The organism is Tamlana sp. s12 (assembly GCF_016767215.1).
GTDB lineage: Bacteria > Bacteroidota > Bacteroidia > Flavobacteriales > Flavobacteriaceae > Pseudotamlana > Pseudotamlana agarivorans.
The window spans coordinates 2,192,584-2,218,330 of the sequence record NZ_CP068547.1 but is presented as its reverse complement, the minus strand read 5'-3'; the positions used below and the strand labels follow the sequence as shown (position 1 = coordinate 2,218,330).

Genomic DNA, 25,747 nt, shown 5'->3' with positions numbered 1-25,747 from the left:
TTTAGTTTTAGGTTGTTTGCTTTAGGCTTTAGGCTTTAGGCAATGTTACAACGTTAATCATGAAACGAAAGCCATAACTTTTAACTTTCCACTTTTAACTTTTAACTTTCAAACTGCTTCAAGGTAGTTGTAATAATCTTAACGCAATCTAATAACTCATCCTTAGTCATCACTAAAGGCGGTGCAAATCGGATAATATTCCCATGGGTTGGTTTAGCTAGTAAACCATTTTCTTTAAGCGCCACACAAATATTCCAAGCGGTATCACTGTCTTCGTCATCATTAATAACAATAGCATTAAGTAAGCCCTTACCACGAACCAGATTCACGATGCCACTTGTTTTAACACAGGCATTTAATTCACTTCTAAACAAAGCGCCTAATTCTAAAGCATTTTGAGCTAAATTTTCTTCTTCAATAACCTCTAATGCAGCCATCGCAACAGCGGCAGCAACAGGGTTACCTCCAAAAGTACTACCGTGGTTTCCTGGTTTTATCACGTTCATCACCGGGTCATTGGCTAAAACTGCCGAAACCGGATAAACACCACCACTAATCGCTTTTCCTAAAATTAAAATATCTGGTTTCACATTTTCATGATCTACCGCTAATAGTTTTCCTGTACGAGCGATTCCTGTTTGCACTTCATCAGCAATAAACAGTACATTATATTTCTCACATAAAGCCTTAGCTTTGGTTAAATAACCTTCGTCAGGCACATAAACTCCGGCTTCACCTTGTATCGGTTCAACCAAAAATCCTGCTACATTAGGGTTGTTTTTTAAATGCTCTTCTAAGGCATCAAGATTATTGTATTCAATTTTTATAAATCCTTTTGTGTATGGCCCGAAATTTTTACGTGCCACAGGGTCGTTAGAAAATGAAATAATTGTGGTGGTTCTACCGTGAAAATTGTTTTCACAAACTATTATTTCGGCTTCATTTTCATCAATAGATTTAACTTCATAAGCCCATTTTCTACATATTTTCAAAGCCGTTTCAACAGCTTCGGCTCCTGTATTCATTGGTAAAAGCTTATCGAATTTGAAATATTCACACGCAAATTTTTCAAATTTTCCGAGCATATCATTATAAAATGCACGCGAAGTTAAGGTTAGGGTTTGCGCTTGATTTACCATAGCACCCACAATTTTTGGATGGCAATGCCCTTGGTTTACTGCCGAGTATGCCGATAAGAAATCGTAATACTTTTTTCCTTCAACATCCCATACAAACACACCTTCTCCCCTGTTTAATACTACAGGTAGTGGATGGTAATTGTGTGCACCATACTTGTTTTCTAATGTAATCGCTTCTTGCGAACTTAATTGGTTTAAAACAGCCATTTTAAATAAATTTAAATGTTTGTATCTAATAAATAGATACTTAAAATAACCATTCCTTCTGTACCTTTATCCTTCCGAAAAGTCTCGAAAATTCAGCGTGGGAGAGAAATCATCCCTAGAGCCCGCAAATTACAAATAAATCAACACCTCAAAAAATGTTTTAGACAATCTTACAACTTCAAATTCTGAAATCCCTAAAAAAGAAAATAACAATTTTTAACTTCTCTCAATAAAGTATAAAGGAGTTCATTATTTTTGCAGCATGGCAAGAAAAAAAACAAGAAAACAAGTTTTTGAAAACGTAGAAGTAATTGATGCTGGAGCAAAAGGTAAAACTATTGCTAAAGCTCCAGATGGTAAGGTAATATTCCTTCCTAATGCTGTTCCTGGCGATGTTGTTGATGTGCAAACATTTAAGAAACGTAAAGCCTACTACGAAGGAAAAGCAACGGCTTTTCATAAACTTTCAGATAAGCGTACTGAGCCCAAATGCGAGCATTTTGGAACTTGTGGTGGTTGCAAGTGGCAAGACATGGCCTACGAGCACCAACTTTTTTATAAACAAAAAGAGGTTACCAACAATTTAACCCGAATCGGACATATAGAACTTCCAGAGGTTACCCCAATTTTAGGTTCTGCTAATCAATATTTCTACAGAAATAAAATGGAGTTTTCTTTTAGTGATAGCCGCTGGTTAACCCTTGAAGAAGTCCAATCGGATGAAGATTTAGGCGATAGAAATGCCCTTGGTTTTCATATTCCTGGTATGTGGGATAAAATTTTAGACCTTAATAAGTGTCACCTTCAAGCAGACCCTTCTAATGCTATTAGAAATGCGGTTAAATCTTTTGGCATCGAAAATAATCTTGAGTTTTTTAACACCAGAAACCAAACCGGCTTTTTACGTACTATGATGATTAGAACGTCTTCTACGGGCGATATCATGGTCATGGTTCAATTCTTCAAAGAAGACAAAGAAAAGCGTGAACTACTTTTAGATTTTATTGCTGAACAATTCCCGGAAGTAACCTCGTTACAATACGTTATTAACGGCAAAGCGAACGATACTATTTACGATCAAGAAGTGATTTGCTATAAAGGGCAAGACCATATTTTTGAAGAAATGGAAGGTTTAAAGTTTAAAATTAATGCCAAGTCTTTTTATCAAACGAATTCCGATCAGGCTTACGAGCTTTATAAAATCACCAGAGATTTTGCTGGATTATCAGGAAACGAATTGGTGTACGATTTATATACTGGAACAGGAACCATTGCTCAGTTTGTTGCTAAAAAAGCCAAAAAAGTTGTTGGTGTAGAAGCCGTTCCCGATGCTATAACAGCTGCGAAAGAAAATGCACAATTAAACGGGATTGATAACGTTGAGTTTTTTGTAGGTGACATGAAAAATGTATTTAATAGCAACTTTATTAAAACCCATGGTGAGCCAGATGTGATTATTACCGATCCGCCTCGTGATGGTATGCATAAAGATGTGGTGCAACAAATACTAAATATAGCGCCTAAAAAAGTAGTTTATGTGAGCTGTAATAGTGCCACACAAGCCCGTGATTTAGAACTTATGGATGCCCAATACAAAGTGGTAAAAACACAAGCTGTTGATATGTTTCCACAAACTTTTCATGTTGAAAATGTTGTACTTTTAGAGCGTCGATAATTTAAAATTCTATGACAATAGCCTCTTTTTATAGGCCTATCATAGTTATTAATAAACAATAATGAAATACATTAAACTTCTTATTGCCCCAGTGCTATTAATAATTGGTGTTTTTGTCGCCATAGCGTGTGAACCCGACGACATTTGTCCAGAAGGTGTAGCAACCACACCACGACTTATCATCGATTTTCATGATATTTTAAATCCTGACAACAAAAAAAATGTGTTTGATTTAATAGCCTTCGGAGTTGGTAACGACAATGTTTTATCTGATTATTACTTTACTGATACCGATGAAGTCTTTTTACCGTTAAAAACAGATGTAAACACCACACAATACACACTGATAAGCGACGCCACTGTAAACGATAATGGAACACCAGACGATGATACGGATGATTATATTGAGGGTAATCCAGATACCATAACCATAAATTATAGCCGTGAAGAAGTTTATGTATCTCGTGCCTGTGGATATAAAACCATTTACAAAAACGTTACCTTAACTATTGAACCCGATGCTGATAACTGGATGCTTTCTAGACAGCCTATGAACGAGAACCAATCTGTAGAAAATGAAGATGAAACCCATTTTATTATATCGCATTAATCTTATTGCTTTCTTTTTGGTTGCCTCGATGAGTATTCAAGCTCAAAACGACACCATTACAGAAATATCTGAAACCATAAAAACGGTAGACACTACTAAATTTAAAAAGTCTAAGTCTGCAGCAAAAACGAATAGCACCCCAAAAGATTCGGTAAAAATTAAATTGAAATATGGACTACGTGTTGGTGGGGATATCGGGAAGCTTATAAGGTCTTCTTTTGATGAAGACTATAAAGGTTTTGAAATTAATGCCGATTTTAGAGTTTCAAAACACCTTTACGCTGCCGCGGAATTAGGTACCGAAGAAAAAAACACCATCACCGACTATATGGATATCACTTCTACTGGAAGTTACCTAAAAGTTGGTGTAGATTATAACATGTACGATAACTGGTTAAACATGGACAACATGATTTATTTTGGTTTTCGCATTGGAGGAAGCTCTTTTAGTCAAGACCTAAATGGAGCAACAATTTATACTACTAATCAATATTGGGCTCCGCAATATAAGCTTACCGAAAAACAAGAGTTTAGTGGCCTAACGGCTTTTTGGGGCGAACTTCAACTCGGATTAAAAGCAGAGGTGTTAACCAATCTGTATATGGGATTAAACGTTCAAGTGCGACTGCTTGCCGCAGAAAAAGTTCCTGATAATTTTGAAAACGTCTATATTCCTGGATTCGGAAAAACTTACGATAGTAGTGCTATAGGTGCTGGTTATAGCTACACGATATCTTATCGAATTCCTTTGTTTAGCAAGTATAAGTAAGGGTTTGGGAGTGAAAAGTTTAAAGTTTAAAGTTCAAAGTTAGTAGTAACGTTTAAAAATTAACGATGCTCCCTTGTATATAGGCCGCCAATGTCACTCTAAGCTTGTCGAAGTGTTGTCGAATTGCTTTTGGAACTTTTCAACTCATCACCATAACACCCCTATAATCCCCTCAAGGGGCGATTTCCTAGAATATGGCAAAAAAATGTATATCTTAGAGAAATGAAACAAGAATCAATACTTTCAATCGCCTCACGTTTTGGTACTCAGAAAGCCTGTATAGAGCACCTTGAGTCTATTCGTTGGCCTAATGGGCCTGTTTGCACTCACTGTGGAAGCATGCATATTCATAATCGAAAAAATTCAAATAGACATTTGTGCAGGGACTGTAATAGTTCTTTTAGCGTTACGGTAGACACTATAATGCACGCTTCAAAATTACCATTACCCAAATGGTTTGCAGCAATATTTTTAATTGTTAATGCTAAAAAAGGAATTTCGTCACTACAACTTGCTCGTGATATTAATGTTAACAAAAATACAGCATGGTATATGCAAAAACGCATACGAGAAGCTATGTACTCTGATTCAGATGATCTATTAAATGGTATTGTCGAGGTAGATGAGAGCTATGTTGGAGGAAGTATGACTAATATGCGTAAGTCTTATAAAAAGGAACTCGGTATTTATCCTTGAGGAATGGAGCACAAAAAGCCCGTACTTGGGATGATGCAGCGAGAAGGCTTAGTGAAGGTTATAGTGATTGATAAGGCTGATGCAAAAACCATTAGACCATTGCTAAACAAGCACATTGATACAGCAAGCGAGGTAGTTACAGATGGTTTTGGAGCTTATAGAATGCTTCATAAGACACATGCAAAACATGTTAAGCTCAATCATTCAAAAAACATAATGTCAATAGGAAAATATAATACTTCTAGATTGGATTCTTTCTGGACAACAATCAAAAGGGCTATTGTGGGTCAGTATCACCGAGTAAGCCCTGAACATTTACAGAGTTATTTAGATGAAATAGCCTTCAAGTTCAATAATAGTAAAGAGAATCTATTTAGTCTTCTAATAACTAGAATTATTCAACAAGAACGAAGAATTGCCGTTACCTAGGAAATCGCCCCTCAAGGGGATATCCATAGGTTTTTCAATTCATTCTCGGTTTGAAAATTATACTATCGATTTTAAATTATGCCAGAGAATTTAAGAAAGTGAAACCTAGGTATTTGGTTGATTATAGTTAGCATAGCCTACCGCCTATCGCATACAGTCCATCAAAGTCACACTGTGCTTGTAGTAGTATTGTCAAAGTACTTTTTAACTTTATAACTTTTTAACCTTCTAACTTTATAACCTCAAACCAAAACCTCCGCTTGATGCGAAATGGGAAAATTACACGAGTTGGCAATAAAACACAGTTTATTTGCCTTTTCATGTAAACTGAGAGCTAATTCCTTTTGCGACTTATCTTTAATAGTAACGAGGGGTTTTAATTGCACCCTTGTAAATTGGCCGCTTCCATTTGTATTTACTTCTAAAATACCTTCGGCATCGTCAGAATAGCTTAATACTTCTATTTTATGCTGAGCGCAGACATATAAATACGACATCATATGACAGGAAGCTAAAGCCGATAAGAGCAAATCTTCGGGGTTATAACAACGTTCATCACCTCTAAAAGCTTTGGCAGCCGAAACCTGTAGCGCCTCCCCTTTATTGGGCACAATCACACTATGATTTCTACTAAAGTTTCTCGGATTCGCTGTCGAATCACCTTCAGCTAATTCCCAATGTACATGTGCCTTAAACTTATGGTTCTGTAACATAAATAATAGTTATTTGTTTTTCTTTAACTCAGGAGTCAAGCATAAAAGCTGCTTCAGTGTGGAAACTAAATTTATAAAACTTTAATGCTAGCAGACCTAATCAATCTAAAATCTAGAACTTTAAAGTTAGAACGCTGTCTTCCGAAGCACTAATTCATATATTTCCCCTTCTTGCTTCCTTCATACATCACGTATTTTACCAAACGTGATTCTAGCTTGGCATTGAATAATTGTATTTTTCGAGAAGGTCGTAATCCTACAAATTTAAGGGCATCCAAGTTTGATGTTATAAACCAAGCATCAGTACCAGGATAATTCTGTTTTAGAGTATCACCAATGTTTTTGTAAAACTCTTCCATATCAATATTTAAACGCTCACCGTAAGGCGGATTAAATACCATGTGTAATTTTTCATCGCCTCCTTTTTGGGTTTTAAAGAAATCTTCATGTTTAATCTCTATAAAATCTTCTAACTGTGCATTTTTCACATTTTCCTTAGCCTTAGCAACAGCACTAGGGGCTTTATCGTAACCTATAATTTTATGATGAAAATCCCTGGTTTTACTCAGAAGGGATTCTTCAATTTTTTCAAATAAATCAACATCCCAATCTTCCCAGCGCTCAAAGGCAAACTCCTTTCGCATTAAATTTGGTGGAATGTTACAAGCAATCATAGCCGCCTCAATAAGCATGGTTCCCGAACCACACATGGGGTCCATAAAATCGGTTTGTCCATCCCATCCAGAAAGCATAATCATACCTGCCGCTAACACTTCATTTATAGGTGCAATATTGGTAGCTGTTTTATACCCACGTTTGTGTAAGGAATCGCCAGAAGAGTCTAACGAAATGGTGCAACGATTTCGATCGATATGCACATTAATTTTTAAATCTGGAAATTTTAAATCCACGTTAGGACGCTGGCCATCGGTATCTCTAAATTTATCTACGATAGCATCTTTTGTTTTCTGAGCTATGAATAAAGAATGTGAAAACAAATCGGAGTGAATGGTAGCGTCTATAGCCAAAGTCCCAGTCGGTTTCAAATACTGAGACCAATCCATCGCATAGATTTTATTGTATAAATCTTGCTCATTTTTCACATTAAAAGCATGGATCGGTTTCAAAATTTTAATGGCCGTACGTAAGCCTAAATTCGCTTTATACATAAAGCCTTTATCGCCCGAAAAAGAGACATTTCGCACACCTTTTTTAATATATTGTGCACCTAATTGTGTTAGTTCTTTTTCCAATAAATCTTCAAAGCCAAATAATGTTTTGGCTACCATATTAAAATTTTCTCCCATATTTTACGTCTGTTGACTTTTTTAAGCCCAATAGATTGCAAAAATAATGTAATTTTGTGGCAAACGTAAAGTTTATTGATAATTCGGGGGATTAAGAATTAATACCAACAAGTTAACACGATGTATTATGCGCCCCACAAACAAAAGAATTTCTGTTTTCACAGAAAATATTTATGACAAATAATACAACAACTTGGTTTACTTCTTGGTTTGACACGCCTTTTTACCACATTTTATACAAAGATCGAAACGACAGAGAAGCCCATGCTTTTATGGACACGCTTACCAACTACCTAAATCTTCCGGAAAACGGTAAAATATTAGATTTAGCCTGCGGAAAGGGGCGCCATTCCCGCTATCTTAACAAAATTGGCTACGATGTAACTGGTGTTGATTTAAGTGAAAACAGTATCAAATTTGCCAAGCAATTTGAAAACCATAGGTTAAAGTTTGAGAGGCATGACATGTGTAAACCGTACCACAAACAGTTTGATGCGGTTTTTAATTTATTTACAAGTTTTGGCTACTTTGAAGATGATGCCGATAACCTAAAAACAATTGAGGCTATTAAACAAAATTTAAACGAATTTGGTTTTGGCGTTATCGATTTTATGAATAGTGAATACGTCATCAATAATTTAGTCCCAGAAGAAACTAAAGTGGTTGACGATATTGAATTTCACCTCAAACGTTATGTTAAAGACCAATATATTATAAAAGATATTACTTTTACTGTCGACGAAAAAGTATATCATTTTCAAGAACGCGTTCGTGCTTTTACTTTAGCCGATTTTGAAGCCTTATTTGAACAAGCTGAAGTTTATTTACTAGATGTTGTTGGCGACTATAAACTCAATAAATTTAGTCCGAAATCATCAGAACGCTTAGTCATGATTTTTAAATAGTGAATTTACCATATCTAATTTTGCTCGCTCAATGAGCCGTTTTTATTGAATGAATAAATTTTTACTTCCCATACTCGCCGTATTTTTAGGTTTTGGAATTGCCTTAGTCTCTAAAAAACAAAAATCTTGGAACACCAAGCTCCTACTCTCGTTCAGTGGGGCCTTTTTATTAGCCTTAACGCTTTTTGAACTGCTTCCAGAAGTCTATCATCATTTAGACACCAAACTGGCAGGATTACTTATTATGGGAGGTATTTTACTGCAAATTACCTTAGAGCTCTTTTCTAAAGGTGCCGAACATGGGCATGTACATATTCATAAGGACCATTCTACTTTTCCGTGGACGCTTTTTATAAGTTTGTGTATTCATAGTTTCCTTGAAGGTTTTTCAATTCACGATCATAACGATATGGTTTATGGTGTGTTGGTACATAAAGTTCCAATTGCAACGGTAATAACCCTGTTTTTAATGCAATCGAACTACACAAAACTTCAAATTGGCGCTTTTTTATTAGTTTTTGCTTTTATGACACCATTAGGGACGTATATTTCAAACAATGCTCATGCGGTTCATGTTTATACCGATATGATTAACGCCATAGTGATTGGTATCTTTTTTCATATTTCAACCACCATACTGTTTGAGAGTGGCGACGGACATAAATTTAATTTATCAAAATTTATAGCCATCATTGTTGGTGTAGGCATTGCCTATATGATTTAAAGTCTTACCAATCGAAAATGCATTGTACGACACTTTTTAAGTTTTTTGACTTCAATTAAGTACTTAATGGTCATAAGATCACTTAATTTTCATTAATGCTATATCAAAACTATTTTAAGACTATTAAAGAGTCACTCATTTAGGCGTTACAATTTAAAAGACTTTTACTGTTTTTTATTACATATTGAAATAAATAAAAATTTTCATGTGTTAAAACACAAGATTATTTAGCGGTACTCATGTCGATTTCTAACTTTACGGCTTCAAAATTGATATGTATTGTAATACTTGCCTAAATGAAACAAAATTTCTTTAAACTTTGCTTGTCACTCTCTATAATAGCTTTAACTATTTCTTGTAAAAAGGAAAGTAAAACAACCTTAACGGAAGAAGCTATGACTAAGGAATCTAAAAAAGTTGATGATTTCTTTCAAACTACCTTTGATGCCTATGTAGATCGTCATCCCGAGTTTCAAACCAGATTAGGTATAAAAGAAGATTACGATAAATTAAATGATAATTCGCCTTCAGCCGCAAAAAAAGAATTGGAAATCAACAAACAGAATCTAAAGTGGTTAACCGATTCAGTTCAAGTTGAAGCGCTTTCTAAATCAACGTTATTAAGTTACAAACTACTTAAACAAAAATTAGAAAACGACATTGAAAACTACAAATACAGATTACATAATTACCCTGTAAACCAAATGTTTGGTGCGCAATCGGGTAAGCCTGCTTTTTTAATAAACATGCATCGTATCGATGATTCGAAAGATGCTGAAGCTTATATTTCAAGGTTAAAAGCTTTTAAACCCTACTTTACGCAACTTGTAGAAAACCTAAAAGCTCGTGAAGCCATTGGCGTGATACCTCCAAAGTTTGTATACGATAAAGTGATACAGGATTCTGAAAATATTTTAGTAGGACAACCTTTTGATGCTTCAACCTCTAAAAGCACCCTTTTGGAAGACTTCATGACAAAAGTGAACAAGCTCGATACCGATGAGGAAACAATAAAAACATTAGTAGCACAAGCCAATGAGGCTTTATTAAATGACGTAAAACCAGCGTATCAGACACTAATCTCTTTTATGAAAGCTCAAAAAGAAAGAGCGAACAGCGATGCTGGTGTGTGGAAATTCCCGAATGGAGAAGCCTTTTATAACAATGCTTTAAAGAACACCACGACGACGCTTTTAACCGCCGATGAGATTCATAATATTGGCTTATCGGAAGTGGATCGCATTCATAAAGAAATGGACGCTATTAGAGAAAACGTTGGTTTTGAAGGCGACTTAAAAGCCTTTTTTACCTTCATGCGCACCGATAAACAATTTTATTACCCTGACACACAGGAAGGGAAAGCCGCATATTTAAAAAAAGCGGTACACATCATCGATAGTATGAAAACCCGCTTAGATGAGATTTTTATCACCAAACCAAAGGCTGATATTACCGTAAAAGCTGTAGAACCATTTAGAGAGCAATCTACTGGAAAAGCCTTTTATAACCGTCCTGCTGTCGATGGTTCAAGACCTGGAATATATTATGCCAATTTATACGACATGGCCTCTATGCCTACGTACCAAATGGAAGCCTTAGCTTATCATGAGGGGATTCCTGGTCACCATATGCAATTTGCTATTCAGCAAGAGTTGGAAGATATTCCTATGTTTAGAAAGTTTGGAAGTTATACGGCTTATGCAGAAGGCTGGGGACTATACTCTGAGTTTATTCCTAAAGAAATGGGCTTCTATGCCGATCCTTATTCCGATTTTGGAAGACTCGCTATGGAATTGTGGCGCGCTTGCCGATTGGTTGTCGATACTGGTATTCACGCTAAAAAATGGACGCGTGAGCAAGCTATTACATACTACACCGACAATACGCCTAACGCGGAATTAGACGCTGTTAAAATGGTTGAAAGACATATTGTAATGCCAAGCCAGGCAACAGCATACAAAATAGGGATGCTCAAAATTTTAGAGTTGAGAGAAAAAGCAAAAACCACTTTAAAGGACAAATTCGATATTCGCGAATTTCATGAAGTAGTTATTTCCCATGGCGCTATTCCTTTAAATGTTCTTGAAGAATTTGTGGATGCGTATATCGCTTCTAAAGCGTAGATACTACACCTCTTAAACCAGCTTTAAAACACATACCTCCAATGTTATTGAAATATTTTGAAACTTTAAAAACCTTTTATTAGGAAAACTTTCAAAAACTAAATATCATAGTAACTTTGTAATCTAAATAAAAGTTACTGGTTTAAATGTTTTAAACGCCAGCTTTGAGTGATAAAACAATTTTTTTAAGCCATTTTCAAAAACAAATACCGTGTTTTCAAAAGAAGAATCTAGACGATTAAAACAAGAATTTTGGACCAGCTTCGGAAAATCTTTTCCTCGAAAATGGATCTTATACAACACGAAATTAAAAGGGTTTAGCTTTAAATTTCACTTCGATAATAAAACAGCTTTAGTCGCTTTAGATGTGGAAGATGATTTGGAACACCGTATTAAATATTGGGAAAAGCTCCTTGCTCTACAACCTATTTTGAAAGACGAGTTTTTACCTGAAGCCATTTACGAAGAAGAATACATTCTTGAAAACTACAAAGAGATCTCTAGAATTTACGTACCTCTAGAACAAAAAGTATCGATACATAACAAAGATTCTTGGCGTGATGTCATGACGTTTTTCAATGAAAAAATGAATCTGTTTGAAGCTTTTTTTGAAGAATACAAGGATATTATTGAAGGATAATGAAGGTAGAAGTTTGATATTAGATGTTAGATAGTTTAAAGCTAGGGCTTTTGTTTCAATATTTACGTTGTTCCACTGCTTATAGCCTACAGCTTAAAGCGTACCGCCTAAAGCATGCCTAACTTACCTCCTATCAACACGCTTACTCATTTCGTAATCGTCCATAACAAATCCTTGTCCGATGTCGACTACCAAAGGGCGAACAATGTTAAAGCCCATATTTTCATAAGCTTTTATGGCGTTACTATTATGGATGTTTACAGTCAACCGCATTTTATCACGATCGCATTTTCGCGCCATAGACTCTACAAAATATATTGCTTGCTTACCAATGTTTTGTCCTCGAAATGTTTTCAGTATATAAATTTTACTTAAAAACAAAGCGTCTGGTTCTTCTCGAATCGCCAAATATCCTACGGCCCGTGTTTTCCATACCATGGTATAATACTGAAAACCGTTTTCAACCTGTTGTGCTATCGCTTCAGCCGATTGAAATTTATCTAACATATAGTCAATTTGAGGCTTGCCAACTATGGGAATATAATGTTCACGCCATATGATATCAGCTAAACCTTCAATTAAAATATAATCAGTGGTATTTTCAGCATTACAAAATTCAACCATAAACAAGGTTTTATTCAAATGATATAAAGAAAAATCATTAAAAAATGACAAACAGCACCAGCTAATACTAAAAGGTGCCAAATAACATGATTATAAGGTATTTTTTCAAGGGCATAAAAAATAATACCAAAGGTGTAGGCTCCACCACCTGCTGCTAAATACCACATACCTTGAGGACCAATAGCTTCAGATAAATTCGAAATATCTAATACAATAAGCCAACCTGTTATAAGGTATAACAAGGTTGAAAAAACTTCAAAGCGTCCTGTGAAAAATAACTTTAATACCGCGCCTAAAAGCGCAATACTCCAAACCGTACAAAATAAAAACACTCCTAAGCTATCATTCAAAGCTATTAGGCATACGGGGGTGTACGTTCCGGCTATAAGCAGGTAAATACTAATGTGATCTATAATTCTAAAATAATGTTTACGTTTCTCACTTTTAGAGGCATGATAAAAGGTTGATGCACAAAATAAAATAATTATGGTAATTGCGTAAATAACAACACTTACTAAACTCCAGGCTGTTTTCTCAGAATTATAATGCACCAAAAGATACAGAGCCACTAAACCGAAAAAAGCTCCTAGACCATGCGTAAAGGCATTTAACTTTTCTTCTAATGGTGTTTGAACACGCATTTATTCAGGTGTTTTTTGATAAATCCATTTATCGGTTAACTCGTAAAAATTAAATTTAATGGCAGGCGGCTGTGGTTCCAACAAGCCATTTTGAAAAGCACGAAGTAGAATATCTTCAATAAGATAATCTTCCTTGACATTAACAGGGTCAAACTCACGTTTTAAGGAAATATCGAACATACTTGCTGTGGTATTATACCAAAAAGCACGCCATCCACTACGCAATTCTTTCACCAAATCGAAGGCCGTTGTACCAGTTTGTCGGTGAATTAATTTTACTAAAATTTGCCCCTCTGTACGTGTTAATTTCTTTAGTTCATCAGAAAACTCACCTTCAATATATTTTTGAATTTGTTTCGTGTAACGTTTCTTCTGCCGATTGTTTTTTAAGGTTGCCAATCTCGTGTTCATGGAATCTAAGCGCTCGGCAGCCATTTTTGCATAAGGGTACACTTTTAATGTTTTTCGTCTTAGAATTAAATAACGAACACGTTCCTTTTTATCATCAAACTTTAATCGATGTAATAACACCACCTCATCTAAATTAATAGATTGTCTTGGTATCGAATCCCCTTCAATAATCAGGTATTCAATAGACGTAGTATCCTGTTCGATGTTGTTAATTTGCGAAAAAACTAAAAACGGACAAAAAACCAATAAATATTTTAAACAATTCATTTATTTAAAAGTGGGGCATTTAACAGGTAAAAATAAAGAAATTATAATCACTATTAACCTTAGGCATTTATTATCTCACTTTTGTTTTATTATTTTTAACAAATTCTGTATTACAATATCCATTTTAAAGCTTTTCATCTCTATTAATATTGTTATTTTAGTGCAAAACTTTTTTAAATGGCAAACAAGAGCATTCTTAACAAAAAGTCGATCGACTTTTTAGAAAAATATTTAAATAATGCAGCCCCAACGGGCTACGAGTGGACAGGTCAGAAGATCTGGATGGATTACCTAAAACCTTATGTAGATACTTTTATTACAGACACTTACGGAACTGCTGTTGGTGTCATTAATCCGGATGCTAAATACAAGGTGGTTATTGAAGGACATGCTGATGAAATTTCATGGTATGTTAACTACATTTCAGACAACGGATTAATTTATGTGATAAGAAACGGAGGTAGCGACCACCAAATTGCGCCGAGTAAAGTGGTAAACATTCATACTAAAAACGGTATCGTTAAAGGTGTGTTTGGTTGGCCGGCGATTCATACCAGAGATAAATCGAAGGAACAAGCCCCAAAACCAGACAATATTACCATTGATGTTGGTGCAAAAGATAAAGAAGAAGTAGAAAGTTTAGGAATTCACGTAGGTTGTGTCATTACTTACCCAGACGAATTTCATGTACTAAACGGCAATAAATTTGTTTGTCGTGCTTTAGATAACCGTATGGGAGGCTTTATGATTGCTGAAGTGGCCAGGTTGCTTAAAGAAAATAAAAAAACCTTGCCATTCGGATTATACATCACAAACTCGGTTCAAGAAGAAATAGGTTTACGCGGTGCTGAAATGATTACACAAACCATTAAACCAAATGTGGCGATTGTAACCGATGTAACCCATGATACTACAACGCCTATGATTGAAAAAACCAAGGAAGGTGATTTAGAAATTGGTAAAGGTCCTGTTGTTGCTTATGCCCCAGCGGTTCAGCAAAAATTAAGAGATTTAATTACAGATACTGCTGAAGCGAAAAAAATTCCGTTTCAACGTTCTGCCCTATCAAGAGCCACAGGAACAGATACCGATGCTTTTGCTTATAGCAATGGTGGCGTAGCTTCTGCTCTAATCTCTTTACCATTACGTTACATGCATACCACGGTAGAAATGGTACACCGTGATGATGTTGAAAATGTGATTAAATTAATTTATGAATCCTTACTCAACATAAAAGATGGCGAAACGTTTAGCTATTTTGACTAATATTTAAATTTAATGGCGCATGACAAAATTTGATTATTCATTTTTTGTCATGCGTCTTTTTTATACCCATGGACGAATTAATTGATGTTGCCGATAAAAACGGAAAACTTTTAGGTGTTTCTGAATTAAAATCTGTAATCCACCAAAAAGGATTGTACCACCATACGGTTCATATTTGGTTATATACTAAAAATGGTGAAGTTTTACTCTCGCAGCGTTCGGCTAAAAAGGCCATTTGTCCGCTTATGTGGGATGTATCAGTTGCCGGACATGTAGATGCTGGAGAGACTTTAAAACAAGCCGCCATTCGAGAAATTCAAGAAGAAATTGGCTTGTTAGTTACCGAAAAAGACCTGCATCAAATAGGTGTTTTCAACTGTTTTCAATCGTATGAAAATGGTATGGTAGACAACGAATTTCACAATACTTTTTTAGCGGAATTAAAGGTTCCTATATCCGAATTAAAACCTCAGGAAGAAGAAGTAGAAGCCTTAAGATTAGTAGATTTAAATGAATTTGATCAACTCATTGAAAACATCCATGAAGACAACCTTCACTTCGTGCCCTCTAACCAAGCTTATTATGCATTTGTTTCTGAAAAAATTAAAGATAATATAAAACCATTCTAATACTTTAAAACCTTCTAAAGTTAGTCACAGTTTAAATCGAAGACTAAGTCATTCTCACTGTACACTAAACACAAGATTCTACCTGCCCAAAAACATAGGTCTACTTTGCAATTCTTTAAAAAAGTTGAGTTTTTCAGCGGCGCTTTATCCTCATTAACAACTCCCTCTATAACACCCTAAACCCCAGTCTTTTTTCCTTGATTTAAAAATTTACACTATAATAAATTGCTTATATTTAATAACAATAATTTTCTACTATGGGCAAAACTTACAATGTGCATGTTAATGACAATCAGGAATTCGATATCGAACCACAGGAGGTTTCAAGTCTTAACCTCATTAAAACGTCTCATAAAAATTACCACATACTTCAAGAAAATAAATCCTTCAAGGCTGAGGTATTGGAAGGCGATTTGAATACCAAACAGTATGTAGTTAAAATAAATGGAAGCACGTACCAAGTCAAAATATTAGATGATTTAGACCTTCTTATAAATAATATGGGATTTAGCAATGCCGTTTCGCATCATACCAATACGGTGGTTGCCCCTATGCCTGGATTAATTTTAGACATTTTTGTTGAAGTCGGCCAACAGGTTGAAGAAAACAGTTCTCTACTCATTCTTGAGGCCATGAAAATGGAAAACAATATCCTATCTCCAAGAAGTGGCACTATAAAATCTATAGAAGTTAAAAAAGGTGAAGCCGTAGAAAAGAGCCATCTTTTAATCGAGTTTGAATAAACTTATTATCATTTTAAAACCACTTCTTAAAAGCACCAACTAAAAACACTTTTATGAAAAAAATATTAGTTGCTAATCGCGGTGAAATTGCCCTTAGAGTCATGCGAACGGCTAAAAAAATGGGCATTAAAACGGTTGCTATATTTTCTGAAATTGACAGAAATGCACCCCATGTTAAATTTGCTGATGAGGCGATTTGCATCGGAAAAGCGCCGTCCAATCAATCGTATTTAAAAGCTGATAAAATTATTGAAGTTGCCAAATTACTGCACGTTGATGCCATTCATCCCGGTTATGGTTTTTTAAGTGAAAACGCTCAGTTTGCCGAACTGTGTGAAGCAAACCAGATTATTTTTATTGGACCGAAATCCAAAGCCATAAAAATTATGGGCAGCAAATTAGCCGCCAAAGAAGCTGTTAAAGCCTATAATATTCCTATGGTTCCAGGAATTGATGAAGCCATTACCGATGTTTCTAAAGCCAAATTGGTGGCTACCGAAATAGGTTATCCCATCCTCATTAAAGCTTCGGCTGGCGGTGGCGGCAAAGGCATGCGTATCGTTGAAACGGAAAACGACTTAGAGTCGCAAATGAAACGTGCCATTAGCGAAGCCACTTCGGCTTTTGGTGACGGATCGGTATTTATTGAAAAGTATGTACAGTCACCAAGGCATATTGAAATCCAGGTTATAGCCGATACACACGGAAAAACCTTGCATCTATTCGAACGGGAATGTAGTATCCAACGCCGACATCAAAAAGTGATTGAAGAAGCGCCCTCATCGGTATTAAGTGAAACTTTACGTAACGCCATGGGAAAAGCAGCCATAAAAGTTGCACAATCATGTGATTATATTGGTGCTGGTACGGTTGAGTTTCTATTGGACGAACAACACAATTTTTATTTCCTAGAAATGAATACCAGATTACAGGTGGAACACCCAGTTACGGAGTTCATAACAAGATTAGATTTAGTCGAACTTCAAATTCAAATCGCACGTGGTGAAGCGTTACACATTAATCAAGCAGATTTAAAAATAAAAGGTCACGCCTTAGAACTTCGCGTTTATGCCGAAGACCCTTTAAATGATTTTTTACCTAGCGTAGGGCTTTTGGAAACTTATAAAATTCCTAGCGGACAAGGCATTCGTGTAGATAACGGTTATGAAGAAGGTATGGAAGTTCCTATTTTTTACGATCCTATGCTTTCCAAACTCATCACTTATGGTAAAACCCGAGAAGAAGCCATTCAACTTATGAGAAAGGCTATCGATGATTACAAAATAGAAGGCATTAAAACGACGCTGCCTTTTGGTAAGTTCGTATGCGAACATGAAGCTTTTAAATCGGGGCACTTCGACACGCACTTTGTTAAAACCTATTACACTAATGAAGCTGTAAAAGACTACGTTGTAGAAGAAGCTAAAATGGCGGCACTTATTGCGGTTAAGCAGTTTCTTGAAGATCGAGACACCATAAATCTTCCTCATTCTAATTCATAAAAACATACTCTATGAGTTCTAAAATAGAAAAACTAAAACACCTATATAACCTTGCTCAATTGGGAGGCGGCCAAGAGCGCATTAACAAACAGCATGAGAATAATAAACTTACTGCTAGAGAGCGTATACAATATTTGTTAGATGAAGCCTCTTTTGAAGAAACAGGCGCCCTTGTAACCCACAGAACTACCGATTTTAATATGGAGGATAAGGTGTTTTACGGCGATGGTGTTATTACGGGTTACGGAACCATTAACGGCCGTTTGGTATATGTATATGCCCAAGATTTTACCGTTTTTGGTGGTTCGTTATCTGAAACGCATGCCGAAAAAATTTGCAAACTCCTTGATATGGCCATTAAAGTTGGAGCGCCCGTAATCGGGTTAAACGATTCAGGAGGCGCCAGAATTCAAGAAGGTGTACGTTCTTTAGGTGGTTACGCCGATATATTTTACCGTAATGTACAAGCTTCTGGGGTTATACCACAAATTTCGGCCATTATGGGGCCTTGTGCTGGTGGTGCTGTCTATTCCCCTGCCATAACCGATTTTACCATTATGGTAGAAAATTCCAGTTATATGTTTGTTACTGGTCCGAGTGTGGTTAAAACAGTAACCAATGAAGATGTTTCTAGTGAAGAACTTGGTGGCGCCCATACACACGCCTCGAAGTCTGGCGTGGCGCATAAAAAGTCCCTAAACGATGTGCAATGCCTAGACGATATAAAAAAACTATTAAGCTACCTCCCTCAAAATAACAAGGAAACGGCTAAAAAAATAGATTACACTTTTACTGATGAGGTACGTGAGGTTTTATCAGACTGTGTTCCAGAAAACCCTAATAAGCCCTACGACATGAATACCGTTATTGAGGGTATTATTGACACCGATTCCTTTTATGAAATCCATAAAGAATACGCCGAAAGTATTATTGTAGGTTTTGCTCGCTTAGGCGGAAGAAGTATCGGTATTGTAGCCAATCAGCCCATGTCTTTCGCAGGGGTACTTGGCGTGCGAAGTTCCAGAAAAGCGGCCCGTTTCATTCGTTTTTGCGATTGTTTTAATATCCCATTATTAGTTTTGGTGGATGTTCCCGGCTTTCTTCCTGGCACCTATCAAGAATGGAATGGCATTATTACTCATGGTGCTAAATTACTTTATGCTTTTAGTGAAGCGACGGTGCCCAGAATAACGGTCATTACCAGAAAAGCCTATGGCGGTGCTTACGATGTGATGAATTCCAAACATATTGGTGCCGATTTAAACTTTGCTTGGCCAGGTGCCGAAATTGCGGTTATGGGAGCTAAAGGTGCGAGTGAAATTATCTTCAAAAAAGAAATATCTAAAGCCGATAATCCTGAAGAAAAACTAATGGAGAAAGAACAGGAGTACGCCGAAAAATTTGCTAATCCTTATGAAGCAGCCAAACGTGGATTTATTGATGAAGTCATTCTTCCTAAGGACACCAGAAGAAAACTCCTTAAAGGTTTTGCCATGCTTGAAGGCAAGATTGTAGAAGGCCCAAAACGCAAACATGGGAATATTCCTTTATGATATTTTATGGTTTTCTCTAGGAATGTACGCTGAATTAAAAGTCCACGGCTTTATTAAATTGAACATAGACATCAAGCCTTGTCATGCTGAACTTGCTGAAGTGCCCTTTGTTAATTAAAACTCTGAAAAACAAAAGCTTCAGAGTTACAAAGCCTCAGAGTTCAGGAATTCTTGTTAATAATTTAAGGTTGATATGTATAGCGGCGTATTTACACATCTAGTTTGTAAATCCAAACCGAATAAAACATCCGTAAGGTTTTCGTAATTAAGCTAGAACAAGCAATAAATTACATAGAGAATTGTAATTACGTTATTTTTTTTCTAACCTTTTAAATCCGTAAAAAATCAGACCGCAACAAATTAGTAACCCAAGAATCGCTGGTATCAATATTGATTTTCCTGACTCACCCGCATTTTGAATACTCCAAACCATTTTACCTGTTGCCATAAGAACAACTACCGCAATCCCCATTATGACACTTCGTTTCCAAAATGCCAATCCTAAAGCAATAAATGAAATAGGAATTGTTAAAGTCAATAGTTGTTTGCTCAAGTCCCAATCACCGTATAAATACTCCTTCTCAAATTCTAAAAAAGCTATGACACTTTCACTTACTATCTCAGGCTTGGGAAACCAAAACATACTTGTAAACAAGGCAAAAACCGAAACCATCATTCCAGCGAAACTTTTTTTATAAGCGAAATAACAAAATGGCAGTAAAAATAGTGGTCTTAAGTACCAACTCCATTGGTTATGGTGTCGTTCAAAAACCCAATCAAAGAAAGATTTGTTTGTCATTGCAATCACAATGAAGACAATTGTCAGGATTAAAAATACGCCTCCTAGTAATATGTCGGTTTTTCTATTTTTCATCTATAAAACTTAATGAATGCCAACGTTTTAACAAGGCTTAGTACGGTAATTAAAAAAGCTTTTAATTTATGACTTAGCACTTAGCCAAAACCCATATCAATTTAAGCCATTATTATATATTCCTTTTTTATCCCTACGTAGAATTATCCAAATTAGAAGCGCAGAAATAAACGTCACTAGGGTGAAAAATTTCTCGAAATTGGTTTCTGCTAAAAGATTTCCAACAGTATTCAGTCCAAATAATATTAAAAATACCCATAAAATAATGTTGACTATTTTCATTGATAAAAATGCTTTTATGTATTTTCCTTTTATAAAAAGGATGACACATAAAAATAGATTTATTAATATCGAGATCGTTTCAAAAACATACATCTCAGCATCATTTTTCAACCTCCCACCCCAAGTTAATTCATAAGGAACTATTTTTAGAATAATGCTTAAATGAAAAAGTATGACTGCCAAAAGTATCCATAACATTATTTTAATAGCAGTTTTCGGATTCATTTTTTATGTTTTTTCAATTGCATAATTAAAAGTATTTAAACTAATGCAAATGCGTTTTAGGTTTTATATTTTATTCAAAGATTTTAAAAATTCATCTGCTGTCATAACAGGTAAGATTGATTTTTTAAAGTCCTTTCCGTTTCTTGTTATTATTATTTCACATTCTGATTCTGTTGCACTAAAATATTGTAATGCATCTTCAAATTCCTTAATAGAAGCATTGAGTCCCTTTTCAATAGTTTGTTCATCGAGTGAGCATACTTCACAAATTATCTTAAATTTTCTTAGTTTTTCTCTAGCTATTTTTCCGTTTTCAAATTTTTCTAGAAAATAATTAACTGTAGCAAACGAAATTGGTGAAACAACCATTGTTAATTTCGCTTTTTCAGCTAAGGTTGCGATTTTAGCAATCGGTTCATAAAAGGGTTTGCGCTCCCCTAAAAAGTCCAACATGACATTGGTATCTATAAATATTCTTTTGCTCATTTATATTTATCAATTAAATAATCAGAATATTCTTTTTTATAGTCCAAATTTGCCGGAATTTCAGTCCCGGTTGAGATACTTTTTACGAATGGTGAAATTTCGAATTCGGAGGTGTCATTTTCAGAAGTCAAAGATTGTAAATAGGCTTCTACAATACGAGACAAACTCATTTTTTTGTTAGAAGCATATGCTTTAGCTTTTTCAATAATATCTTGATTAAGCTTTAATGTTAATTTAGCATCCATAATAGAATTAATTTATACGTATAAATATAATAAAATAATCCGTACAAATTGTTTTGTCCATGATTTTTGATATACGTTTTAATTTCAACAAACAAACAAATATCAACATATGTTGGAGCCTATATAAACCTAAATGTAAATGAATAAACTTTGATGTTTCGACAAATTCAATATGACAAAGTCTATGAATTTCCTTTAATCCTTTTTGTATGTCACTACTTCAGAGTTAAACATAAAACTGTCTTGCCAACGCTCAAAACGTTTATCAAAATGCTCGGCGAAAACCAAATATTGACATCTCCCAATACTTTCTGGGGTTCTGGTAACCTCAGCAAAATTATTATTTCTGAATAAGAAATCGGCATCCTCAACAATACACATTTGAAGTTTGTTTAGGTTGATGCCATTGAGGTAAAATATTCTGTTTAAACGCTTCGGAGTCGCAATAACCACATCTACCCCATCATAAATATCATCACGTTGTTGATCAATGTTTTTTTGATCATAAGCGCTATAAACACGTAAATCGGTGCCGCGAAGAAATGCATTAAACTCCAATTCTAAGTCTAAGGCTGCCTGTTTATCTTTTACAAAAATTAAAACTCTAGGCGCATCTTCAAAAGCTTTACCTTTAAGTTTCTGAATCACACTAAGCACGATGCTCGTTGTTTTCCCAGAATCTTTTGGAGCAATACAAAACAGATTAGCACCACCTTTAATTTTTGATAATATTAATTTTTGAACCCCAATAGGTTCATTAAAACCTTTACTTTTTAATGAATCTTTTAACGGCTCAATTAACTTTTTAAATGACATGCTTTATGGCTTTACGAACAACAAATATAAGGCAACAAGCAACAAAAACGGCTAAAAATAATAAGGCACCCTAAATAGGGTGCCCTAAAACGCTAATAATCCTCTTTTTCAATAGGTGATTTTATACTAAAACTCTAAATCGGCTACAATATCAAATTCATCGTAAATGGCTTTTTCTTTTAAGTTATCAAAGAAATTAGATGATGCATATTGTATATCAAACTTTGTTCTATCAATTTTTAATGAGGCAGTGGCTTTACTTCCATAGATCGACATTGTAAATGTTACCGCATGTGTTTTACCTTTAATGGTTAAATCGCCTGTCACATCGTAAGCATTTTTACCGGAAGCTTTTACTTTAGTAAACACTAAAGACGATGTTGGATATTTTTCAACACCAAAGAAATCATCCGATTTTAAATGGGCTTCTAATTTTGGTTTACTATCTTTTCCTTCTAAATCAGTACTCACTAAGCTTGTCATATCAATAACAAACTCACCTCCGGTTAATTTATCGTTATCGAATTCTAAAACTCCAGATTTCAGTTGTACGGTACCTTCGTGAGATCCAAGCACTTTATAGCCTTTCCAAACGACTTTACTGCTTTCAATTTTAACTTGTTTTTTTTCTCCTTTATAGTTTGTAAATGCTGAAGTTACTACAACAGCAAATACTAAAATTGCTAAACTTTTAATGGTCTTTTTCATAAGTAATTTATTTTTAATGTTTAACCTGTTATGATCCGTAATACATGCGTTCTTTTACTATTTTTCCGTTCTTCCACTCCTGAACTACGACTTTATTATAATTAATGAGTCCTAAGTCTTTATGTGTCAAATCAAATGCCCATTCCACCATGGTAATTTTTTCACCAATGGTAACGTGTAAGGGTTTCGCCGAACGAAATGTTGTTATGCCCTGAAAAAATGCAGCTACCCTTTTTCTGTTTTGTTTTTTACCCAGGTATTCCATTCTATTATTTTCTTGCATAACCACATCATCATCATAATACAAATCAAACGCTTCAAGACCTTGGCCTTGAATTATAAGATCATTAAGGTTGCTAACCTGTTCAATTAATTTATTCATAATACATGATGAATTATTACGGTACAAAGTTCTGAAACGTCCCCGTGATATAAAATGAAGTAGTTTATTAAATAAAGTTAATCTAGATTAACTTTTACTGCTCGAGAATAAGCTGGCTTTTAATTTTGCTTAAGAATTCCTTAGTAATACCAAGGTATGAAGCAATCATATACTGAGGGATTCGTTGCTCAATTTTAGGATACTGATTTCTAAAATATAGAAACCTGTCTTTTGCGGAAAGACTAAAACTTCTAATGATTCTTTTCTGTGAAGCTACTAAAGCCTTTTCGATGATGCGTCTAAAAAAACGCTCTAGCTTTGGAATTTCAGCATATAGATTTTCTATTTCATCGTAAGAAAACATTATGAGCTCGGTGTTTTCAATACATTGTATGCTAAAATCGGCTGGCGTTTGTGTTATAAAACTCCCGATATCGGAAGTCCACCAATCTTCAATGGAGAACATGACGATGTGTTCTTGACCTTCATCATCGACATAATATGTTTTGGTACAACCAGAAATGACAAAACATTCGTACTTACAAACATCACCTTGTTGAACCACAAATTGCCCCTTTAAATACTTTCTATAACTAACTTTCGATTCTAAAATCGCTTCTTCCTCCTTGCTTAGAGTAACATGCTGCCCGATGTAGTTTAAAAGTGGCTGTATATTCATAGGTGTGATTATGCTTTACTTGATATCAAATTTAACAATAATATTGAACTGATTTAATCTTTTTGCGTTTAAGCGAAAATTAGACATTTTTTGACCATTTGAAAGTTTTTTTGAGTTCCATAGCTGGGCTACGGAAAGAAAAAAAGGTGAAAAATGGGTAAAAAAGAGCAATTTTTTAGCAAATGAAAAAAGTTTAAATCAGTTCTTTGTCTTAATATATCGTTAAGTTATTAAAAAAGGATTTTAATTGAATTACTTTTGCCAAATGCAAAAAAACCAACATTTTAAAATTGAATTTGTGGCCTTAATGGCATCACTTATGTCAATTGTTGCCCTTTCCATTGATGCATTATTACCGGCTTTACCTGAAATCGGAGCTCATTTAGGTGTTATAGATGCCTCTGACAATCAGTTATTAATTACCATGATTTTTCTGGGTATTGGTTGCGGACAGCTTATTTTCGGACCCTTATCGGATAGTTTTGGCAGGAAACCCATTGTTTTTATAGGTTTTTCTGTTTTTATTATGGCTAGTATTATTTGTGTAACAACAACAAGTTTTGAGGTGATGATTGTGGGACGCATCCTTCAAGGTATAGGGTTAGCATCCCCTAGAAGTTTATCACTTTCCATGATTCGCGACTCCTATGAAGGGGATTATATGGCAAAAATCGTATCCATTGTGGTGATGTTTTTTATACTTGTTCCTGTGGTCGCTCCTACCCTCGGGCATCTCCTCATGGCTTATTTTAGTTGGAAATCCATTTTCTATTTCAATCTTATATTTGGGGTGATTATCATGTTCTGGTTTTGGCAAAGACAACCTGAAACTCTTCCTAAAGAAAGACGAATTAAATTCTCGGCGAATCTATTTTACGACGGCACTCGAAAATTCTTTAAGGAGCGTGAAGCCGTTGCTTTCACACTAGTCTCTGGATTTATTACGGGATCATTTATGGTGTACCTCAGTACAGCACAGCAGATCTTCCAGGTACAATACCAGATGGCTGAAATGTTTCCATACATTTTTGCAAGTTTAGCCATCTCTATTGGTTTAGCCACCTTTATGAATAGCCGATTGGTGGAGAAATATGGTATGTGGCGTATCGCCTATACCGCTACAGTAGGTTACGCCATCGTTTCGGTGCTTTACGTGATTTTATTTTGGTCTGGCAACAACCCTAGTATATACATTTTATTAATGTTTTTTGCAGCTCAATTTTTTGCTGTTGGCTTTCTCTTCGGAAATCTAAGGGCTTTAGCCATGCAGCCTCTAGGTCATATTGCGGGCATTGGTGCAGCAATAAACGGCTTTGCTTCAACCATTATGGCGGTGCCCATTGCGAATTATATAGGAGGCTACATCAAACACTCGGTACTCCCAATTTTTATAGGATTTTCGGTATTTGGCGTTTTATCTTTATTGGTTTTCACTTTATTGAAACGCAAAAGGAAGATGCTTACTACAAAGGCCTAA

General features: G+C 35.3%; 26 protein-coding genes and 1 pseudogene. 14 read left to right on the top strand and 13 right to left on the bottom strand.

Annotated features, from left to right (window positions below; all coding sequences use genetic code 11):
* Positions 1-101: 101 nt before the first annotated feature.
* Positions 102-1,346, bottom strand: coding sequence for an ornithine--oxo-acid transaminase (gene rocD, locus JJL45_RS09815; protein WP_068604285.1), 1,245 nt, complete (start codon positions 1,344-1,346; stop codon positions 102-104).
* A gap of 262 nt (positions 1,347-1,608) precedes the next feature.
* Between rocD and rlmD the strand changes: the two genes are divergently transcribed.
* From rlmD to JJL45_RS16160, 4 genes and pseudogenes are all read left to right on the top strand, one after another.
* Entirely contained in the window at positions 1,609-3,021 is a 1,413-nt protein-coding gene (gene rlmD / locus JJL45_RS09810; protein WP_068604288.1) for a 23S rRNA (uracil(1939)-C(5))-methyltransferase RlmD, read from the top strand.
* Between the two features lie 61 nt (positions 3,022-3,082).
* The gene (locus JJL45_RS09805; protein WP_068604290.1) at positions 3,083-3,631 is read left to right on the top strand and encodes a DUF6452 family protein; all 549 of its coding nucleotides are present in this window, start codon (positions 3,083-3,085) and stop codon (positions 3,629-3,631) included.
* On the top strand, positions 3,597-4,400 hold the full coding sequence (locus tag JJL45_RS09800; protein ID WP_082935975.1) for a DUF6048 family protein: 804 nt from the start codon (positions 3,597-3,599) through the stop codon (positions 4,398-4,400). The genes JJL45_RS09805 and JJL45_RS09800 overlap by 35 nt, the downstream gene beginning before the upstream one ends.
* A 222-nt stretch (positions 4,401-4,622) precedes the next feature.
* Positions 4,623-5,525: pseudogene (locus tag JJL45_RS16160) on the top strand (IS1595 family transposase).
* A gap of 242 nt (positions 5,526-5,767) precedes the next feature.
* Here the strand turns inward: JJL45_RS16160 and JJL45_RS09785 are convergent.
* Together JJL45_RS09785 and JJL45_RS09780 are read right to left on the bottom strand one after the other, a co-directional pair.
* Positions 5,768-6,238 carry an OsmC family protein gene (locus tag JJL45_RS09785; RefSeq protein ID WP_068604298.1) on the bottom strand — a complete coding sequence of 157 codons (471 nt, stop codon included), beginning with the start codon at positions 6,236-6,238 and terminating at the stop codon, positions 5,768-5,770.
* A gap of 149 nt (positions 6,239-6,387) precedes the next feature.
* The gene (locus tag JJL45_RS09780) at positions 6,388-7,545 is read right to left on the bottom strand and encodes a class I SAM-dependent RNA methyltransferase (RefSeq protein WP_068604300.1); all 1,158 of its coding nucleotides are present in this window, start codon (positions 7,543-7,545) and stop codon (positions 6,388-6,390) included.
* A gap of 173 nt (positions 7,546-7,718) precedes the next feature.
* Between JJL45_RS09780 and JJL45_RS09775 the strand changes: the two genes are divergently transcribed.
* From JJL45_RS09775 to JJL45_RS09760, 4 genes are all read left to right on the top strand, one after another.
* Entirely contained in the window at positions 7,719-8,450 is a 732-nt protein-coding gene (locus JJL45_RS09775) for a class I SAM-dependent methyltransferase (RefSeq protein ID WP_068604302.1), read from the top strand.
* A 49-nt stretch (positions 8,451-8,499) separates the two neighbouring features.
* Positions 8,500-9,174, top strand: a complete 675-nt coding sequence (locus JJL45_RS09770) for a ZIP family metal transporter (protein WP_068604304.1) — start codon at positions 8,500-8,502, stop codon at positions 9,172-9,174.
* A gap of 296 nt (positions 9,175-9,470) precedes the next feature.
* A complete protein-coding gene (locus JJL45_RS09765; RefSeq protein ID WP_068604306.1) occupies positions 9,471-11,297 on the top strand; it encodes a DUF885 domain-containing protein in 1,827 nt (608 codons plus the stop codon).
* A 211-nt stretch (positions 11,298-11,508) separates the two neighbouring features.
* Positions 11,509-11,937, top strand: a complete 429-nt coding sequence (locus JJL45_RS09760; protein ID WP_068604308.1) for a DUF4268 domain-containing protein — start codon at positions 11,509-11,511, stop codon at positions 11,935-11,937.
* A gap of 123 nt (positions 11,938-12,060) precedes the next feature.
* Here the strand turns inward: JJL45_RS09760 and JJL45_RS09755 are convergent, their stop codons facing one another.
* The 3 genes from JJL45_RS09755 to JJL45_RS09745 are packed head-to-tail and all read right to left on the bottom strand — an operon-like array spanning position 12,061 to position 13,880.
* The gene (locus JJL45_RS09755; protein ID WP_068604566.1) at positions 12,061-12,561 is read right to left on the bottom strand and encodes a GNAT family N-acetyltransferase; all 501 of its coding nucleotides are present in this window, start codon (positions 12,559-12,561) and stop codon (positions 12,061-12,063) included.
* A 14-nt stretch (positions 12,562-12,575) separates the two neighbouring features.
* Positions 12,576-13,202, bottom strand: a complete 627-nt coding sequence (gene trhA, locus JJL45_RS09750) for a PAQR family membrane homeostasis protein TrhA (protein ID WP_068604310.1) — start codon at positions 13,200-13,202, stop codon at positions 12,576-12,578.
* Complete coding sequence (locus JJL45_RS09745; protein WP_068604311.1) at positions 13,203-13,880, bottom strand: DUF4294 domain-containing protein; 678 nt, start codon at positions 13,878-13,880, stop codon at positions 13,203-13,205. It abuts the gene before it with no gap.
* A gap of 177 nt (positions 13,881-14,057) precedes the next feature.
* Here JJL45_RS09745 and JJL45_RS09740 point away from each other — a divergent pair, with 177 nt between their 5' ends.
* From JJL45_RS09740 to JJL45_RS09720, 5 genes are all read left to right on the top strand, one after another.
* Positions 14,058-15,146 carry a M42 family metallopeptidase gene (locus JJL45_RS09740; RefSeq protein ID WP_068604312.1) on the top strand — a complete coding sequence of 363 codons (1,089 nt, stop codon included), beginning with the start codon at positions 14,058-14,060 and terminating at the stop codon, positions 15,144-15,146.
* A 68-nt stretch (positions 15,147-15,214) separates the two neighbouring features.
* Positions 15,215-15,775: an NUDIX hydrolase gene (locus JJL45_RS09735; protein WP_068604314.1), complete on the top strand. Its 561-nt coding sequence runs from the start codon at positions 15,215-15,217 to the stop codon at positions 15,773-15,775.
* A 257-nt stretch (positions 15,776-16,032) separates the two neighbouring features.
* The gene (locus tag JJL45_RS09730; protein WP_068604316.1) at positions 16,033-16,518 is read left to right on the top strand and encodes an acetyl-CoA carboxylase biotin carboxyl carrier protein subunit; all 486 of its coding nucleotides are present in this window, start codon (positions 16,033-16,035) and stop codon (positions 16,516-16,518) included.
* A gap of 53 nt (positions 16,519-16,571) precedes the next feature.
* Positions 16,572-18,020: an acetyl-CoA carboxylase biotin carboxylase subunit gene (gene accC, locus JJL45_RS09725; RefSeq protein ID WP_068604318.1), complete on the top strand. Its 1,449-nt coding sequence runs from the start codon at positions 16,572-16,574 to the stop codon at positions 18,018-18,020.
* Positions 18,021-18,031: 11 nt separating this feature from the next.
* Positions 18,032-19,573 carry an acyl-CoA carboxylase subunit beta gene (locus tag JJL45_RS09720; RefSeq protein WP_068604320.1) on the top strand — a complete coding sequence of 514 codons (1,542 nt, stop codon included), beginning with the start codon at positions 18,032-18,034 and terminating at the stop codon, positions 19,571-19,573.
* A 310-nt stretch (positions 19,574-19,883) separates the two neighbouring features.
* Here JJL45_RS09720 and JJL45_RS09715 read toward each other — a convergent pair whose 3' ends face one another.
* The 7 genes from JJL45_RS09715 to JJL45_RS09685 form a co-directional block, all read right to left on the bottom strand.
* A complete protein-coding gene (locus JJL45_RS09715; RefSeq protein WP_068604322.1) occupies positions 19,884-20,447 on the bottom strand; it encodes a hypothetical protein in 564 nt (187 codons plus the stop codon).
* Between the two features lie 570 nt (positions 20,448-21,017).
* Positions 21,018-21,440: a type II toxin-antitoxin system VapC family toxin gene (locus JJL45_RS09710; RefSeq protein WP_068604326.1), complete on the bottom strand. Its 423-nt coding sequence runs from the start codon at positions 21,438-21,440 to the stop codon at positions 21,018-21,020.
* Positions 21,437-21,685, bottom strand: a complete 249-nt coding sequence (locus JJL45_RS09705) for a DUF6364 family protein (RefSeq protein ID WP_068604328.1) — start codon at positions 21,683-21,685, stop codon at positions 21,437-21,439. Before JJL45_RS09705 ends, JJL45_RS09710 begins: the two co-directional genes overlap by 4 nt.
* A gap of 195 nt (positions 21,686-21,880) precedes the next feature.
* Positions 21,881-22,501 carry a DEAD/DEAH box helicase gene (locus tag JJL45_RS09700; RefSeq protein ID WP_068604330.1) on the bottom strand — a complete coding sequence of 207 codons (621 nt, stop codon included), beginning with the start codon at positions 22,499-22,501 and terminating at the stop codon, positions 21,881-21,883.
* A gap of 126 nt (positions 22,502-22,627) precedes the next feature.
* Positions 22,628-23,209, bottom strand: coding sequence for a YceI family protein (locus JJL45_RS09695; protein WP_068604331.1), 582 nt, complete (start codon positions 23,207-23,209; stop codon positions 22,628-22,630).
* 28 nt (positions 23,210-23,237) lie between these two features.
* Positions 23,238-23,591, bottom strand: coding sequence for a SnoaL-like domain-containing protein (locus JJL45_RS09690; RefSeq protein WP_067147736.1), 354 nt, complete (start codon positions 23,589-23,591; stop codon positions 23,238-23,240).
* A gap of 94 nt (positions 23,592-23,685) precedes the next feature.
* Entirely contained in the window at positions 23,686-24,270 is a 585-nt protein-coding gene (locus JJL45_RS09685; protein ID WP_068604333.1) for a Crp/Fnr family transcriptional regulator, read from the bottom strand.
* 265 nt (positions 24,271-24,535) lie between these two features.
* Here JJL45_RS09685 and JJL45_RS09680 point away from each other — a divergent pair, with 265 nt between their 5' ends.
* Entirely contained in the window at positions 24,536-25,747 is a 1,212-nt protein-coding gene (locus tag JJL45_RS09680) for a multidrug effflux MFS transporter (RefSeq protein WP_068604335.1), read from the top strand.